At 56.4% G+C, this 14,440-nt stretch carries 11 protein-coding genes; 6 read left to right on the plus strand and 5 right to left on the minus strand.

Features of this window, described 5'->3' with window-relative positions; all coding sequences use genetic code 11:
* Nucleotides 1-25 precede the first annotated feature (25 nt).
* Complete coding sequence (locus tag F8237_RS17025; protein WP_151646412.1) at nt 26-976, plus strand: hypothetical protein; 951 nt, start codon at nt 26-28, stop codon at nt 974-976.
* 69 nt (nt 977-1,045) lie between these two features.
* On the opposite strand, the gene F8237_RS17030 is transcribed toward F8237_RS17025, so the two are convergent.
* From F8237_RS17030 to F8237_RS36885, 3 genes are all read right to left on the minus strand, one after another.
* On the minus strand, nt 1,046-4,390 hold the full coding sequence (locus tag F8237_RS17030; RefSeq protein ID WP_244625913.1) for a UvrD-helicase domain-containing protein: 3,345 nt from the start codon (nt 4,388-4,390) through the stop codon (nt 1,046-1,048).
* Nucleotides 4,390-6,498 (minus strand): PD-(D/E)XK nuclease family protein, encoded by a 2,109-nt coding sequence (locus F8237_RS17035; protein ID WP_244625914.1) that lies wholly within the window; start codon nt 6,496-6,498, stop codon nt 4,390-4,392. The genes F8237_RS17030 and F8237_RS17035 overlap by 1 nt, the downstream gene beginning before the upstream one ends.
* Nucleotides 6,499-6,668: 170 nt before the next feature.
* Nucleotides 6,669-6,938 carry a hypothetical protein gene (locus F8237_RS36885; protein WP_244625915.1) on the minus strand — a complete coding sequence of 90 codons (270 nt, stop codon included), beginning with the start codon at nt 6,936-6,938 and terminating at the stop codon, nt 6,669-6,671.
* Nucleotides 6,939-7,234: 296 nt separating this feature from the next.
* On the opposite strand from F8237_RS36885, the gene F8237_RS17040 reads away from it, so the two are divergent.
* Both F8237_RS17040 and F8237_RS17045 read left to right on the plus strand, forming a co-directional pair.
* Nucleotides 7,235-8,299 carry an agmatine deiminase family protein gene (locus tag F8237_RS17040; protein WP_259174468.1) on the plus strand — a complete coding sequence of 355 codons (1,065 nt, stop codon included), beginning with the start codon at nt 7,235-7,237 and terminating at the stop codon, nt 8,297-8,299.
* Nucleotides 8,296-8,955 (plus strand): uracil-DNA glycosylase family protein, encoded by a 660-nt coding sequence (locus tag F8237_RS17045; protein ID WP_151646416.1) that lies wholly within the window; start codon nt 8,296-8,298, stop codon nt 8,953-8,955. The genes F8237_RS17040 and F8237_RS17045 overlap by 4 nt, the downstream gene beginning before the upstream one ends.
* A 3-nt stretch (nt 8,956-8,958) precedes the next feature.
* Here the strand turns inward: F8237_RS17045 and F8237_RS17050 are convergent, their stop codons facing one another.
* Complete coding sequence (locus F8237_RS17050) at nt 8,959-10,017, minus strand: helix-turn-helix transcriptional regulator (RefSeq protein ID WP_151646417.1); 1,059 nt, start codon at nt 10,015-10,017, stop codon at nt 8,959-8,961.
* 65 nt (nt 10,018-10,082) lie between these two features.
* Entirely contained in the window at nt 10,083-11,141 is a 1,059-nt protein-coding gene (locus F8237_RS17055) for a hypothetical protein (protein ID WP_151646419.1), read from the minus strand.
* A 518-nt stretch (nt 11,142-11,659) separates the two neighbouring features.
* On the opposite strand from F8237_RS17055, the gene F8237_RS17060 reads away from it, so the two are divergent.
* Genes F8237_RS17060 through F8237_RS17070 form a run of 3 tightly spaced genes read left to right on the plus strand, consistent with a single transcriptional unit; the run spans nt 11,660 to nt 14,160 of the window.
* On the plus strand, nt 11,660-11,992 hold the full coding sequence (locus F8237_RS17060; protein ID WP_151646421.1) for a hypothetical protein: 333 nt from the start codon (nt 11,660-11,662) through the stop codon (nt 11,990-11,992).
* Nucleotides 11,989-13,254, plus strand: a complete 1,266-nt coding sequence (locus tag F8237_RS17065) for an MBL fold metallo-hydrolase (protein WP_244625916.1) — start codon at nt 11,989-11,991, stop codon at nt 13,252-13,254. The genes F8237_RS17060 and F8237_RS17065 overlap by 4 nt, the downstream gene beginning before the upstream one ends.
* Nucleotides 13,255-14,160: a hypothetical protein gene (locus tag F8237_RS17070; protein ID WP_151646423.1), complete on the plus strand. Its 906-nt coding sequence runs from the start codon at nt 13,255-13,257 to the stop codon at nt 14,158-14,160. It begins immediately after the preceding gene.
* The last annotated feature ends 280 nt before the right edge of the window (nt 14,161-14,440 follow it).

Raw genomic sequence — 14,440 nt, forward strand, 5'->3', positions numbered from 1 at the left:
CTGAACATTTACGGACAAAAATGAGATGAGAATTCTCTACAGATCAGCTGAGTTGAAGCGCTCCATATCAGATTTGCTATCGGACCCGGCGCCGGATGACCGGCGCGTAGTGATGGTGGCGTATGTTGGAGGAAGAGCGCAGGCCTTTTTACCAGACCCTGAGAATCTCGAGATCGTCTGCTGGCTCAAGCCGGGCGCGACAGACCCCATAACGTTAGGACGTTTGCGCAAAAGGGGATCGCGATTGTACAAATCTGATCGTCTCCACATGAAGGTTTACTGGTCAAGGCAAAGAGGATGCGTGATCTGCTCCGCGAATGCATCAGGAGCTGCTCTTGGAAATACCTCCCAAAAGGAAGTTGGAGTTCTTCTCGGACCAGGCGAGGTTAACATAGAACGCCTTTGGTCCTATGCGCAGCCGAAGGAAATTACGCAGGGGCATTTGCGAGAGTTGGCCCGAAAAACGAACCAGCCGAAACCGCCGGGAGAGCCTGGCCCGCGTGACGAAACGCCAGACTTCCTTGAATGGAAGCGTCTTGGGATTGATGAATGGAAGCTAGGGTGGTGGACGGGAGAATCCGGAATTGCCGATACGTCGATCAGCCTTGCCAAGGACCGATACGGTCAAGAACCCAAGGACTATCTAAATTTGCGCGAAGGACAATTAGATCAACATGAATGGGCTCTAAGCTTTCGATTTCCAGAGGTGACAAATGTTGGCTGGTTTTTTGCCGATTTCATCAATGTACTAGATGAAAGCGACAAGGATGCTTTTGACCCAGAGAATTCGTTCCAGGCGGTCCGAGTAAACCCATTGAGAGATTGCCCGCGTCCGCCTTTCAAGATCGATCAGAACTTCAAGAACGCACTGAAGCGCGCAATTAAAATGTATGGTCCACAAAAGATAGAAAGGAATCGTTCTCTTAAGCCGTCTAAGGGCCTCATCGATTTGATCGCCGAAGAAATGGTAAAGTGAGTTCGTTACCGCGATCCACCCAGACCGAGCTACCAATCGAGACTATCAGCGAGCCGAAGTGTTGCGCTTCTAGTCAGCAAGAATACTTCCGGTGGTCATTGCGATGAGCAGTGAACGACCTGCGCCTGTGTACTTGCGATATGCCTCGAGCTGCACCTTGTACTCAGCCTGCGTCGAGTGGCTCATGTTAACGTCGCTTTTCCAGTCGATGATTACTAGGGCCCGTCCGCTCGCATCCCGGACTAGAGCATCCGCTATACCCGAGACCAGTATTTCCCGTTCACCTTCGCGCTGGTGACCGAATACTGTCTGTTCCGGAACAAGATGGGGCCGCAACGCTGCAATCTCGGGGAGACGTAGAGCTCGAAAAATTGTGGAGGCGAGCTCAATAGGCGAAATGCCGTCGCTCGGGTCCTGGCAAGGCTCCACATTCAGCTGGCACAACAGTTCACCGGCCCGCCGCTCAAGCTCTGGAGCCATATCTGGCGTCTCCCCCGTCAATACCTCTTCCATTAACTTGTGCAGAATTGTGCCGCGCGTGGCGCCGCCTAGGACCTCGATTGGTTCTCTCGGCCTCTCTGACTGCTCGGCATCAAAAAAAATGCGATCCGGGTCGTGCTCGAGGCCATCAAATTCGTGGCGACTGGGACGGCGCCAGACGATCGTGTTGTACGCCTCCAAAATCTTCTTGGCTTGATCAGCAAACAACTCGGCGCTCTGATCGTTCTGATCAAGCGTTAATGTTACTGCTTTGGCCGGACCAAGAGCCTCAGTCTCGATTGCTGGCAATACAGCCGGCTTGAAGTCCACAATTTCCGCCCAAGACTTATCCGATAATTGTGCGGAATGGCGTGGCAATACCAGCAGATCGCGAGCTCTTGTCGCCGCGACATACCAGAGGCGAACTCGTTCACGGGCAGATTCCGAGTCATTCAAAGATTGAAGCTGACCGTAGCCGTTTGGTTCAATACCGAGGACGGGTGTAGAGAACTGACCCGATCGTCGGTCGTGCATGAGCCCGACTTCTGATCTTGGTGCCCCAGTCATGTTGATAGGAATTACGATCGGCCATTCGAGCCCCTTGGCCGCATGAATGGTTATGAGAGCTACGGACTCTTCTTTGGCGTCTGGGCGTCCTTCAACTTGGAGAACTTGATCCTCCCAGTTTGCGCGCATATCTCTCGCCAGCGCGCGTAGTCCTCGCACATCGTACGCACGCGACATCTCTAGAAAGAGGTCTAGATTGGCAAGGACGCGATCAGCGCTGGCCGGGAAGCGCTGACGAACCTGTGCACGAATTCCAAGTAGGCCTATGGCCTCCGAAATGAGCGCGTAGGGCGTGGTTGTGCGAACCTTCCGCGCAAGCGACTGCAGGACTTTGATAACATCGCGCGCTAAGACATGATTAATATGGTCGAGTGCGGTCCACAGCGACAGATTTGGCAGGCGGTTCGGACTATCGGGGTCAACGGGAAGACCATCGGCGATATCAAGCAGTTCAGTCTCGGACAGCCCTACCAGCGGACCGCGCAATAGCGCGCCAATGGCGAGCGTATCGCGCGGATCGGCGATGGATCGAGTCAGCGCGATAAGATCCTGAACCTCCTGCCTTCGAAAGAAGCCCTTCCCAGCTTGTGTTGAAACTGGAATCCCTCGCCGCTCCAAAGCCTCCTCAAAGCGCCAAAGCTCGGTACCAACAGGGGCCAGCAGCGCAATGTCGCCGAATCGGCACGGCCTCAAGTCTCCGCGGACCTCTATTGTCAGGTTGCCGACCATTCGCGAGCAGAGCTCTGCAACCCTTTCCGCTTCTGCGTCGCGCAACTGCTGGGCGCCATTCTTGCCATCTTCGACCGAAATATCGAGCGCCGCGACAGCCAGCTCATCTTTGCTTGCTGCGCGGATTGCTGCCAAAGCAGTAAAGCCGGGCTGGCCAGCGGTCGTGGAAAGAGGACCGGCGAACGTGCCATTGACGAATGATAGGATTGGCTCAACGGACCGAAAATTGGCAACGATATTCAGCACCGAGGACGTGCTAATCGCCTCCCGAGCTCCCAGATAGGCATTTACGTCCGCGCCACGAAATCGATAGATAGCCTGCTTCGGGTCGCCGACGAGAAAGAGCGAGCCGGGGCGAAGCGTTCTTTTCAGAGCATCCTGACTGCCATCCTTGGGTGGATTGCCACAGAGGCGCCACAGGATGTCGATCTGTAGCGGGTCCGTATCCTGGAATTCATCGACCAGCACATGCTGATAGCGCTTACTAAGCGCCTGCCGGACATCTTCGTTTTTTGCCAAGAGAGCCTGGGCGGTATGGAGCAAATCGTCGAAATCAAGAAGCGCGGCCGAGCGCTTGTACGTGTGCCATTCGGACAAAAGCCCACCCATGGCCTTAACAATTCGGGCGAGCAGTTCGCTGGCCACCATCGCCGTCAATGCAGCGAAAGCCGTATGGCAGACATCATACCTCGCTGCACAGGTCTGGAAGGCCATCGTGCCCTCAGCCTTGCTCTTGCCTGCTGCACGTGCGGCTTGCTCCCACGCCCCTTTTGTTCTTAGCTGCCTCTTCCCACCGGCTTGCGTGAAGCAAGCAATATGTCGAGGAATGGTCGCTGCTTGGGTAAGCGCGCGGCTATGCGGCTCCCTAGCTGCGAGGGTTTGGCCGCCAAGGGCCTTCGCGATTTCGAGGAATGCCGAGCACGCCTGACCGGTTTGTGCTTCTCGGAACTCAAACTGATCTATCTCTTTCTCGAACGCTGTGGCCGCTGCTGACAAGGTCTTGAGGAGTGAAACTGACCAGGTGCTATTTGCGAGCTTAGCGCCTCGGTTCGTTCTAAGAAAATCTGCGATGGTGCGGATCAAGGCAAGGCCGCGGGATTCGTCAGCAAGCACAAGCTCTGCAATGACGTCGTCGTCGCGCTCGCCCGAAAGATGTTCCTTGAGCCAGGCCTGGTAGCGCTCGCCAAAAGCGAGGTCGCCTTCGGTCGGATCGACAATCTCCGCACCTGGATCAATTCCCGCCTCTGCCGGGTAAGGCTTGATCAAAACCTGAGCGAATCCATGGATCGTGGTGCAGACAAGTTCGTCGAGAGCCTGCTTTGCGCAGATGAGGTTTTGGCGCTGAGTTTTCGAAACGCCGGCTGGGAAAGCGCTCGCGATGTCATCCGGGATGCTGCCTTTCGAAAGGGAGGTGACAAAGCGCTCGATGCGGATCCGCAGTTCGCTGGCAGCAAACTCGGTAAAAGTGATAGCCGCCACATTTTTGGGGCTAATGCCTTGGGCGAACAGGAAGGCTACTCGCCCGGCCATGATTGATGTCTTGCCTGAGCCCGCTCCGGCTTCGACCAGCAAGGATTGGTCGATCCGGGTGAGGGCTACCGTACGGGCGGCGAGATCCGGAAGCTTGCGCACTTTCATTACGGCGCTTCCCAGATCTTGGTGGCGTCGCCCAGGTGCTTGTCCGCATTCGGGCGCTTTCGGGCCAAATAGCTTGGATTGGCAGGTAGCGCGAAAGCGTAGTCGTTGTAGCCGTCGTCAGCGTCAACGCCGGGGAGAGCCAACCCATTTTCGAGATTCCGTCGGGCAGACGCTATTGCAGATGCGAGCATCGCGAGCGCCGCTGGAATGTCAGCTAGAGGAAACAATGCCCGGTCGGCGTCTGCCGCGCGTGGATAGAGCAGGGCAGCATCAACTTTCACTTCGGAGCCAAGTAGCGTTCGGACAGCGAAGGCGTAGAGGCAGCGCTGCAACTCCGTACCGCCATGGACCACCACGTCGGCCATGGTTCGGTTCAGGCGGCCAGTCTTGTAGTCAATGACACGAGCCTGGTGATTGTCGCCAGACAAATCCAATCGATCGATCTGACCCTGAATGATGACTCCCGTGCCCGGGATTTCGACGGGCAGCGATGGATCCCAAGGAAGCTGGCTCCGATCGCTTCCATTTGGCACGCCGAAAGGAACTTCGGTCCAGCTCCTTTGATTTGGGAGCAGATCCAGACGATAAGTCAGAGCGGTAGCAGAAACCTTGCGGGTCAGGTCCAATGAATTCCGCCAAATTTTCGGAGGCGGCACCGGCTGCTCGGCTTCCCATCGTGCGGCTATTGCATTCACGGCATCTTCAACAGCCTGCGTTATCACGTCCAGTTTCGCTCTTCCCAAGCCCCCAGTTGACTCAAGCGTATTCACCGCAATCTGAAGGGTTTCGTGAACGAGAACCCCGAAACTCATCGGGTCCAAGCTAAACGGTTCCTCCGTCTCCTCCGGCTGGCGCCATCCGAGGGCATACCGCCAGACAAAGCGCATCGGATCTCTCAACAGCATCCGCAGGGAAGTTGCGGACATGGGCTGTAGAAATACCTTCTTAAGGCGGGGGTGCTTTGGACGTACGAGCCCATCATGTGCATTGATTTGTGGTGAGTGCCACTCTCGCCAAGCAGCCAGCGCGGATCGGGCTATCGGCATGGTCCCGAACTCTGTTGGGCGCGCGGTCAAACGGTCGGGCTCACTCGCGGCGTGTTCGGGTATCCTGGCATAGCTTAGGTAGGTTTCCTGGAAATCGCCAATCAAGGGCGAGCGCCCCAATAGCCGACCCTCGACGTCACGACGGCTGAACGAAATCGATGCTTGGGTAGAACTACCGATAATAGTCGCGAAATCGCGACGGTCCGCGTCGGCGACCGGTAGAGGGTCTAAGTCTTCGATCGGAATGATATGATGTGGAATGAGGCGGTCTTCGGAAATCCGCCTCGGCCATCTACCGGCATTGAGCGCAAGCAAACGCACAAACGGCCGCGGGGCGGCCGCGAGTGAAAGCGCCGATGTCCAGATTGGATACGACGCGGGCTCAATGCCGTCTGCAATCCGAAGGCGCGCAAGTGTCACGGGGAGTGCCGTAGCTGGGCCATCCTCGAGTGCAAGCCGCCACAGCTTCATTGCCAATCTAGGGAGTAACTCTTCGCCTGCTTCATGAGCGCCTGCAGGGCCTTTTTCGAGAATCTGCAATATGTTGAGCACAAGATTGGACCGATCAACGCCATCGGGCCACGTCGCTGGTTCCACTAAGGAAAAGGCCTGTTTCCAGCGCCCTACGGTGGAGAGTGGAGCATCGGCAGGTAGAACGCGCACCCAATCCCGTGGTAGTCCGGCGATGGATTGGGCGCCGTCCAGCCTAAGCAGGAGTCGGCGCACTCGAGCCTGCGAAACTCCATTGACGAGAACATCGGCGAGAGCTGCAGCAGTCTGCCCTTCGGGGGTATTGACGGCTTTAATGCCCTGCACAAAGTGAACAGGAATGTTTGCCTCACCGGACAGCGCTGACACGTAGTCATCGTAGTCAGCTGGGCTCGCGGCAGCGATGGCGATGTCCTCGGGTTTTGCCTTGCCGCTAGCGAGGAGCGATCGCATCCAACGAAAGGCTTCCAAAACCTCGTGTTGCGGCGTGGCGCATGAATAGACATCTGGACTTGCGCCAGAGGAAGCACCTCGTCGGACTTCAATGCTTGCGCCGGTTATCCATTCTGGCACGGGCCGGGGTCCGGCGATCCATGTGACAGGCACGCACTCTGCGAGTGCCAGCAAAAGCCGCCGCCAACAGACCGGCATTTCGCTGTGGCTTTGAATCTCAATTGGACCCAGGACTGCTGGTGCATGGACAAGGCGGCCAAGTGCGAGATCTACCAAGGTCCGCGGCGTCTTCATCGAGGGGGGAGCCGCTGTAATACTTCAGATTCGAGTGCGGCCAACGCTTGCAGACGAGGGTGTTTGATGGTGGAGAGATCGATGTCTGCGCGCCAGGCCTTATCGAGAGTACCTACTGCGGCGCGGACCATGCCTGGCAAGCCCTTTATGGGCTCGAGTTCTCCCAGCGATATTGTCGGCAAGGTCGTTCGGATCACCTCACGTAAGGCGTCGATATCAATGGGCGTCAGGAAGCCGCCTGCAAGCCGGGCGGCGACCTGAGCCATGCTCATTATCTGAAGGCCGATTTCGCCCCTGCGAGCGGCATCCACCCGGGCCATATGCGCCGCGAGATTGGTTTGGACGACAATTGTTCGGCGTATTGGCAATACTACGCTCACGAGGGGCCCCCACCCAGCAAGCAAACAATCAGAATCAATAGTGAAGCGACTATTGCTCATCAAGGAAGGTGTGCCAATGGGAATCGCTTCGGCGGTAAGTCGAAGTGCGTCCAATTCTGACGTATCAGTGGTAGATAAATCTCGAGCGCATCCTCGATTAGGCGCTCAACTTGTTTGTTATGATGTGTGCAGGCCACAAAGCATCCATACGTATTCCAGCCGAATGGGAGCCTCACGAATGCTGCTGGATGGCCTGGTCTGTTCATCGCGAGTGGGACACGACCGATGCAGCAAGAATCAAGCGCGATCTAGCTAAGGTCATCCACACGATCGCTCGTTTCGAGCCGGTTCGTTTGTTGGCGCCGCCCGGCCGCCAGTTCCGCGAAGCCTGTAAACGCTTTTCAGGTTGCCCCGCGGTGTCAGTAATTGAAGCGCCAGTCGACGATTTCTGGATGCGAGACATTATGCCAACCTTCGCCATCCGCACGACGGGGGCGCGGAGGCAGGTCGTTGCCATCGATTGGAATTTCAATGGCTGGGGCGGTAGTCCAGATCGTGTTGGCCGGCCTGGCGACCAACTTGCTAAGACTGCTGCATCTATCTTTGGCGTACCGCGGGTATCAGCACCGTTCATTGCTGAGGGCGGGGCGCTCGCATTTGATGGTCAGGGGACCCTGATCACCACGCGAAGCTGCCTACTCAATTCAAATCGTAACGGTGCACGCGAAAATCTAGATCAACAGGAGGCGATTGCATCTGAGTTTAGAAAGTTCGGTATTCATAAGGTCATTTGGCTTGAAGGCGATCCGTGCGAGCCAATTACAAGCGGACACATCGATGGGTATGTTCTATTTGCACCGAGAAAGCAGGTCTTGGTGGAAAGCATCGATGATCGAGAAAGCGAACCTCCGTTCTGGCGCGAGCATGACATGCACCTGCTGGGCCGGGCGAAGAATGCCAAGGGGCATAACCTGAAGGTTGTGCGCGTACTTGCGCCGCGGCAGCGATACTTGAGTGGGGATCTGGACAGTTTCGCCGGGAACTACCTAAACGTTTATCTTACCAATGGTGCTGTGATCGTTTCTCAGTTCGGTGATGCCGAAAGGGATGAGCTTGCTCGCAACGCGCTTGCCGAATCATTTCCCAATCGAGAGATTGTGCCCTTACGCATCGATGCGATCGCCCGCGGTGGTGGGGGCATTCATTGCTTAACGCAGCCTATGCCAAAATCCTCAGGACATCAATGACCGACAATACAGAGAAGCATCCTTACAACACGCGGGAGGAAATCCCAATAGGAACGCAAGTGTTGATCATTGGTACAGCGCCTCCGCCGAGATTTGCCGAAGGGCAGTTTTTGGAGGGGGATATCGACTTCTTTTATGGTTCAACGGACAATCAGCTTTGGTCGCAGATCTTTCCGAGGATTTATGGGGAGGAAGTTCAACGCTTATCGCCTACTGAATCTTTGACAGCCTGCAAGAAGTTCTTGTGTGCTAGAAAGATTTGGATGGTAGACGTATTGCAGACCTATTCACGACAGAAGAAGGACGGCGCCGAAGATCGTCATCTTGAGCCGCTCTCCTTTACACAGTTCGACCCCATTTTTGGACAGCATTCCGAAATCGGTACTGTGATCTTCACGGGCGCCAAAGCGGAGCTCTGGTCGGGAGCAGCGTTCGAGAGAGAAGGATTAATAAGGCCAGGAGACTTTAAGAAACTAGAGGGCGGGCATCGCATGCCAAGATGCAGAAAGCTCACCATAGATGTCGGAGGTGGCGTCCGCACGATTGATGCATTCACGCTTCCTTCCCCATTGAGGGCAAGCGATCGGCGTTACAAGAACAGTAAAGTTGGATGGTATGAGGAGGTGCTCATCCGCAAGCGCTGCCCCGCAATTTGAATGTCACCTTATCTTGCCTGACGATTGTGGTGTGATGGATTTCGGAGCTGCTGCACCTCTTTTGGAGCCAGGATCTCGCCCAACCTTGTCGACCTTGCGTATTTGCTCTTGAAGGAGTGCTCTTAATTGGGTGGGCTCTACCACTCGCACTTGGTCGCCCCAAGTGAATAAATGCCAGCACATCTCGAGCGCTCCACCTGCACGAAAGCGGACCAAGAGCGAGCCGTCAGGCTGATCCTCAAAAGCTTGTGCTGGATGGAAGAGATACTGCCGAGCATCGGGTGCGGCTTGGGGAGTGAAGCGCCAAACGACATCCAGTGGGTCCTCCTGAAATACTCCAAATGATCGCTCCGCAAACCCCTGTAAGGAAAAATCCTTGCGTCTGCGAAACGATCCTTGGTGCACTTCGAGTTTCTCTATGTTCGCAAGACTAAACAGCCGGTAGTCATTGACCGTGTCCTCCAAGCTGTAGGCCACGAGATAGTGTCGGTTGCCGTATAGAAATCCATAGGGACACACCAGCTGATGGCTCAGTTTGCCGGTTCCTCTGGCCCGATAGTGAAGGCGGATCTTTTTACAGGCGAGAATGGTGTGGCGGAGGTCCTCAAGGAGGGCATTCGAGATCGCCAGCCTAGGCCCCGGCCGCAACGCTATTCCCTCTGCCTCCATTAGCGCTTCAAGATCCGGACCGATCCGGCGCGCCGATTCGGGCCGGATGAGCGATTTTAGCTTCGCTGCAAGTGTCTCAAGCCTTGCCGAAAGATCTGCAATACTGTCCCGCTTCGCTATATGCGCGGCTGTGCTCAGCGCCGCTAGCTCCTCTGTCGAAATGCCGGCAAGATTGGCAATCGGCCCGGAGCGAATCCGCCACCGCTTGGGGACCTCTCCGGGATTGGCCTGTTCCATCTGCGGGAATACGCGTTCAATGGCGTCCCGCATTCTTTCAGCAGTACGCCGGCTAATCCCATAGCTGCGCTGGATTTCCTCAAGCGAAATGCCTTCGGCGCTCGCCCGCATGTCGAGCGCGACCCGAAGCAGCGCCTCCAACTTCTCATAACGCATTCTGGTCCCCGGAGCCCTGTCGGGGAGGCATACTAGGGGGGTGCAAAGGGATTCGCCAAGCTTGGTCAAGCAAGATCCGGCAGCATGACTTCGTCCGGCGGAGGAGCGGCCCTGGCTCGCCGGCGACGGCGTCGCGGAATGATCGAAAGATCGTCGCTCGCGACGATCTGTGCGATCGACTGGATGACCGATTCAGAGGGCATACCAGCGGCTTCGAACGCGTTCTGGATCTTGTCTAGCTCCGAACGTTCGATATCGGTGTTCTCAGGACCCTTCACCTCATCCAGAAACCAGCCCAGGCGACCGGATCGAGCAACCGAGCATGCAGCTTGGACACCTGCACGTTGCCAAAGGTAAATCGCGCACTGCCCATTCTCCACGTTCCACGCGTAATTTCCCAGGCAGTTACCCCACTTCTTTCCGAGATCGCGCAATTGGCGACCAGAATCGATGCGCTTTGCGTGCTGAACGTGGGCCGGAGGTAAAACATCGGGCAGCGGCAATTTGTCGATAATGGACCTGAGCTTGGCCAGCAGCTGGCTGGGTTGGCGAGCCCGAGCAAGTTCAGAGACAAGCTGATCGAACGTCATGTCGCCGCCACGAAGCGCGATGCAGCGCAAGCCTTCCGAGAAGGAGCTCATATCCCCGATATTTTCGTGAAGAGAGAGGAGCGCGGCGCGCAGCAGTGGCGGAACGTCGTTCATTGTCTTTATTGTGGAATCGCGGATCTCGGACGCGTGATGAAGCAGCTGAGCTGCTTGTGGTTCAGAGAGAAGTTTTATGAGTGTGCGGTAGCTTTCTGCCTTCATCATAAAAGCCGGCATCAGGCGCACCGCGCGTTTGAGACCATGTGGTCGCTGACCAACGCTTCCGTCCAGGATCATTCCTGCTGATCCGCGAAAGAGGATCTCGATGAGGCTTGCATGCGGAATGGCTTCTAGGTGAGCAAGCGCGATTCCGATCAGGTGCATACGCGCCTGGCTGAGGTGGATTAGGTCGGTCAAATAGCTTGGCTGAGCGCGAAGCATGGCTATCACATTCGGAATCGCCCACTTAAACGGCTCAAGCAGGAAACTGGGCGGCTTGCCAATAGAGGGGAGGGGTAGTTGTGAGGCGTTATTCATGGTTGGCTCCAAACCGGAAGCCTAGTTTGCCAGTACGTCAGTTTTGGACGCATAGCGTGTGGGGGCTTGCGCAAGGGCGGCGCGAAACTCTGGGCTTCCGATCGCACTTGGCGCTCAAGCGTCCCGATTACTACCGATGAACAGGCTTCGCAGCTCGGCGCCTGGAAGGACCGACACCGATTGCCGCCTGCCAATTGCGATATGCTGGAACATGCGCAAAAAAGTTGATGGCGGCAGCGCACTGTCATCCTGCAATGGAGCAGGGGCGCCTGACCCACTCTGGAAAATCGGGTTTTGAGCGGGCGCAATCACCGGCCTGACGCGGCCGTTGGCCGACTTCTTCCATAACAACGCATGCGCGAACGTGAGTTAGGCCCATCGTTGGGGCATTCGTGCTGTTGCGACAGAATGGCACATGTGTCTGAAAGGCCACTCTTAACCTTTCTTCGAAAATGTCCGCAACATCTCGAACCCTAAATTGAATCTATGCGGATCGATACTTGTTGGGATTCCCTCCATTGACCTCCACCCCTCGAAGCGCGGTGTTCTGGCTTGTTGCTGAGCCTGGCACCGAGCCGAAGCCCTTAATAGCCGGCAACTTTTCAGAAATTCAGTCGAGTTGGGACTTGTTGCCTGATCGATACGACAACCTCCCGTTCTGGCCCAACGGGCTGTGCGCCACCAGCTTCGTCGGCTTTTTCAACGCGACCCATATTCCGCCCGGCGACGTGAACTGCCGGCCGGATGGGTCGGCAAGTTACCTCGTTGACCCCGCGCTCAACACAAAGGCATTTCGCATAGCGCCCCTGCCGCGCGTCGGGATTCAAGCTCGCAAGACGAAAGTCCAATGATGACCGAAATGCCTTCCGGTTTTCGCGGCCGTATCCACCGCGGAACACAACAGATTGGTGGGACCTGCGTCGAACTTGAAGCCTGCGGGGAGCGCATTCTGCTCGATCTCGGGCTGCCGCTCGATGCCGACGAACTGTCCGAAACGCTCTTGCCGGATGTTGCTGGATTGCGCGGCCCTGATCCGGCGTTGCGGGCGATCGTGATTTCGCACGGACACGGTGACCACTGGGGGCTGTTGCCGCTGTGCAAGCCCGGTGTCCCGGTAGCAATGGGCGCCGCTACCGCCCGGATCATGAGCGCGGCGGCGCCTTTCGTGCCGAACTTCTTCGCACCAGATCCCGCTTTCGAATTGAGCGACCGCAGGCCCATCGATATCGGCCCGTTCCGCATCACGCCCTATCTGGTCGATCATTCGGCCTATGACGCCTACGCGGTGCTGATTGAAGCCGCTGGCCGCCGCCTGTTCTACAGCGGCGACATTCGCGCCCATGGCCGCAAGGGCGCGCTGTTCGAGCGAATGGTGAACCATCCGCCGCAGGGCATCGACACCATGCTGATGGAAGGCTCCAGTCTCGGCCGGCTCGACGCGGACGCACGATTTCCCAACGAATCCGAGATCGAGGCGAGGCTGGTCGAGAGCTTTGGGTCGCCCGGCTTTGTCGCTATCTCAGCCTCGGCCCAGAATATCGACCGCATGGTCAGCATCTATCGCGCCTGCAAGCGCGCGGGCCGGACGCTGCTGCTGGACATCTATGCGATGGAGATCCTCAGAGCCACCGGCAATGCCAATCTACCTGCGCCGGGTTGGCCAAATTTGTCGGTTTACGTGCCAGAGTATCAACGCCGGCAGATCAAGAGAACCGAGCGTTTCGACCTGTTGGAGCCGTACAGGAAGGCGCGCATCTATCGCGAACACATCGCGGAAATCGGCGACAAGACCGTGTTGCTGTTTCGTCCAGCGATGATGCGCGACGTCCAAGCTGCAAATCTCTGGCCGAAGGCTCGCGCGATATGGTCACAGTGGGACGGCTATTTGAAGGATGGCCCGGGATCGAAGCTGAAGGCCGATCTCGCCGAACTCGGCGTTCCTTTCGAAGTCATCCACACGTCGGGACATGCGAGCATAGGCGATCTGAAACGGCTAGCAGGCGCGATTGCGCCAAAGGCACTCGTTCCCATTCATACATTTGAGGGCGATAAGTTCACGAATTTCTTTCAGAACGTCGTCCGGAGGGCGGATGGCGAATGGTGGGGGGTCTAAATGGCCGAGTTCAAGCATGGTATCAAAAACGGAAAATTCATGGACGCGCTGGAGCGGCTCGCCGCGCGAAAGAGCTGGTGGCGGGACGTCCTGAGAGACCGCGAGCTAATTATTGCCGTACGCAAAGAATACCTGAACGTCTATTGGCAGGGGCAATCGATATTTATGGCGAGGTTTAGTGGGGGCGAGGTAGTCGCCTCCACACATCCGAAATACCTCCTGAACCCCGATATCTCCGGCCAAATTGCGCTGCGGGGCGAACTTTTCGACATGAAGACGCTGGAACCGAAGCTGTTGATGCGCAACTACGACTCCGGGGTGACTCTTTCGAAAATGAAAAAGGCTGCAGCCCTGTATTCGGGCGAGGAAAAGCAGGGCGTGCATGTTATTGCTACGTCGAACCCGTCCGTCGTTGACGTCGAGATCGCCTTCAACGCAAACGGCGTTGCCGATGTGGGCTCGATACCTCGACTGGATATCGCAGCCTTTGAAACGGCCGAGGAGGGCGTCGATTTGGTGTTCTGGGAAGCTAAACTTTTCGGCAACTCAGAGGTCAGGAAGGCGGTTGTGAACCAAATCAAGAAATATCAGAAAGTCATTTCCGCATCGAAACCCCAGATACTGGACAGTTACCGCTGTGTCGCCGGCAATCTCGTTCGGTTTGCCGAGATGAGCGAAGGCACGCGCAATGTTAGCAGGGATATCCAGCGCGTTGCCGACAACAAGGCAAAACTATCTGTATCCGAGGCAAACGTTGGCTTGATCGTGTACGGATTTGATGCGCCCCAGCGGGATGGTCTCGGTAAAATAATGAAGGATCGGCTTCAGACCGAGTTGGCCGGATTGAACATCGGAAAACATCGAATCAGGTTCAAAGGCAAACCCAAGGGCCTGCGCTTCAATTGAAGCGCGATCGGGCTGGCATTCCGCTTTTTGCAGTTGGTCATGCCGGACCAGGCAGCGTTTTCGTGAGCTCTCTTTTTCTGACTAGATGTAGGTGGTTTTTCAGTGAGCAGGCAAGCAATCAAGGACAAGAATTTCAGGACAATCGGTTACATCGACACGATGTCAGATGGGAAGCAAAAAGCATTAGATGCCACTTTTCGAACGCTTGGCTACTTCGACCCGAAACGAAACATAACGCAGGATGCGAACTTTCGAACTATTGCTCAGGGAAATGTATTGG

This window comes from Bradyrhizobium betae (genome assembly GCF_008932115.1).
GTDB lineage: Bacteria > Pseudomonadota > Alphaproteobacteria > Rhizobiales > Xanthobacteraceae > Bradyrhizobium > Bradyrhizobium betae.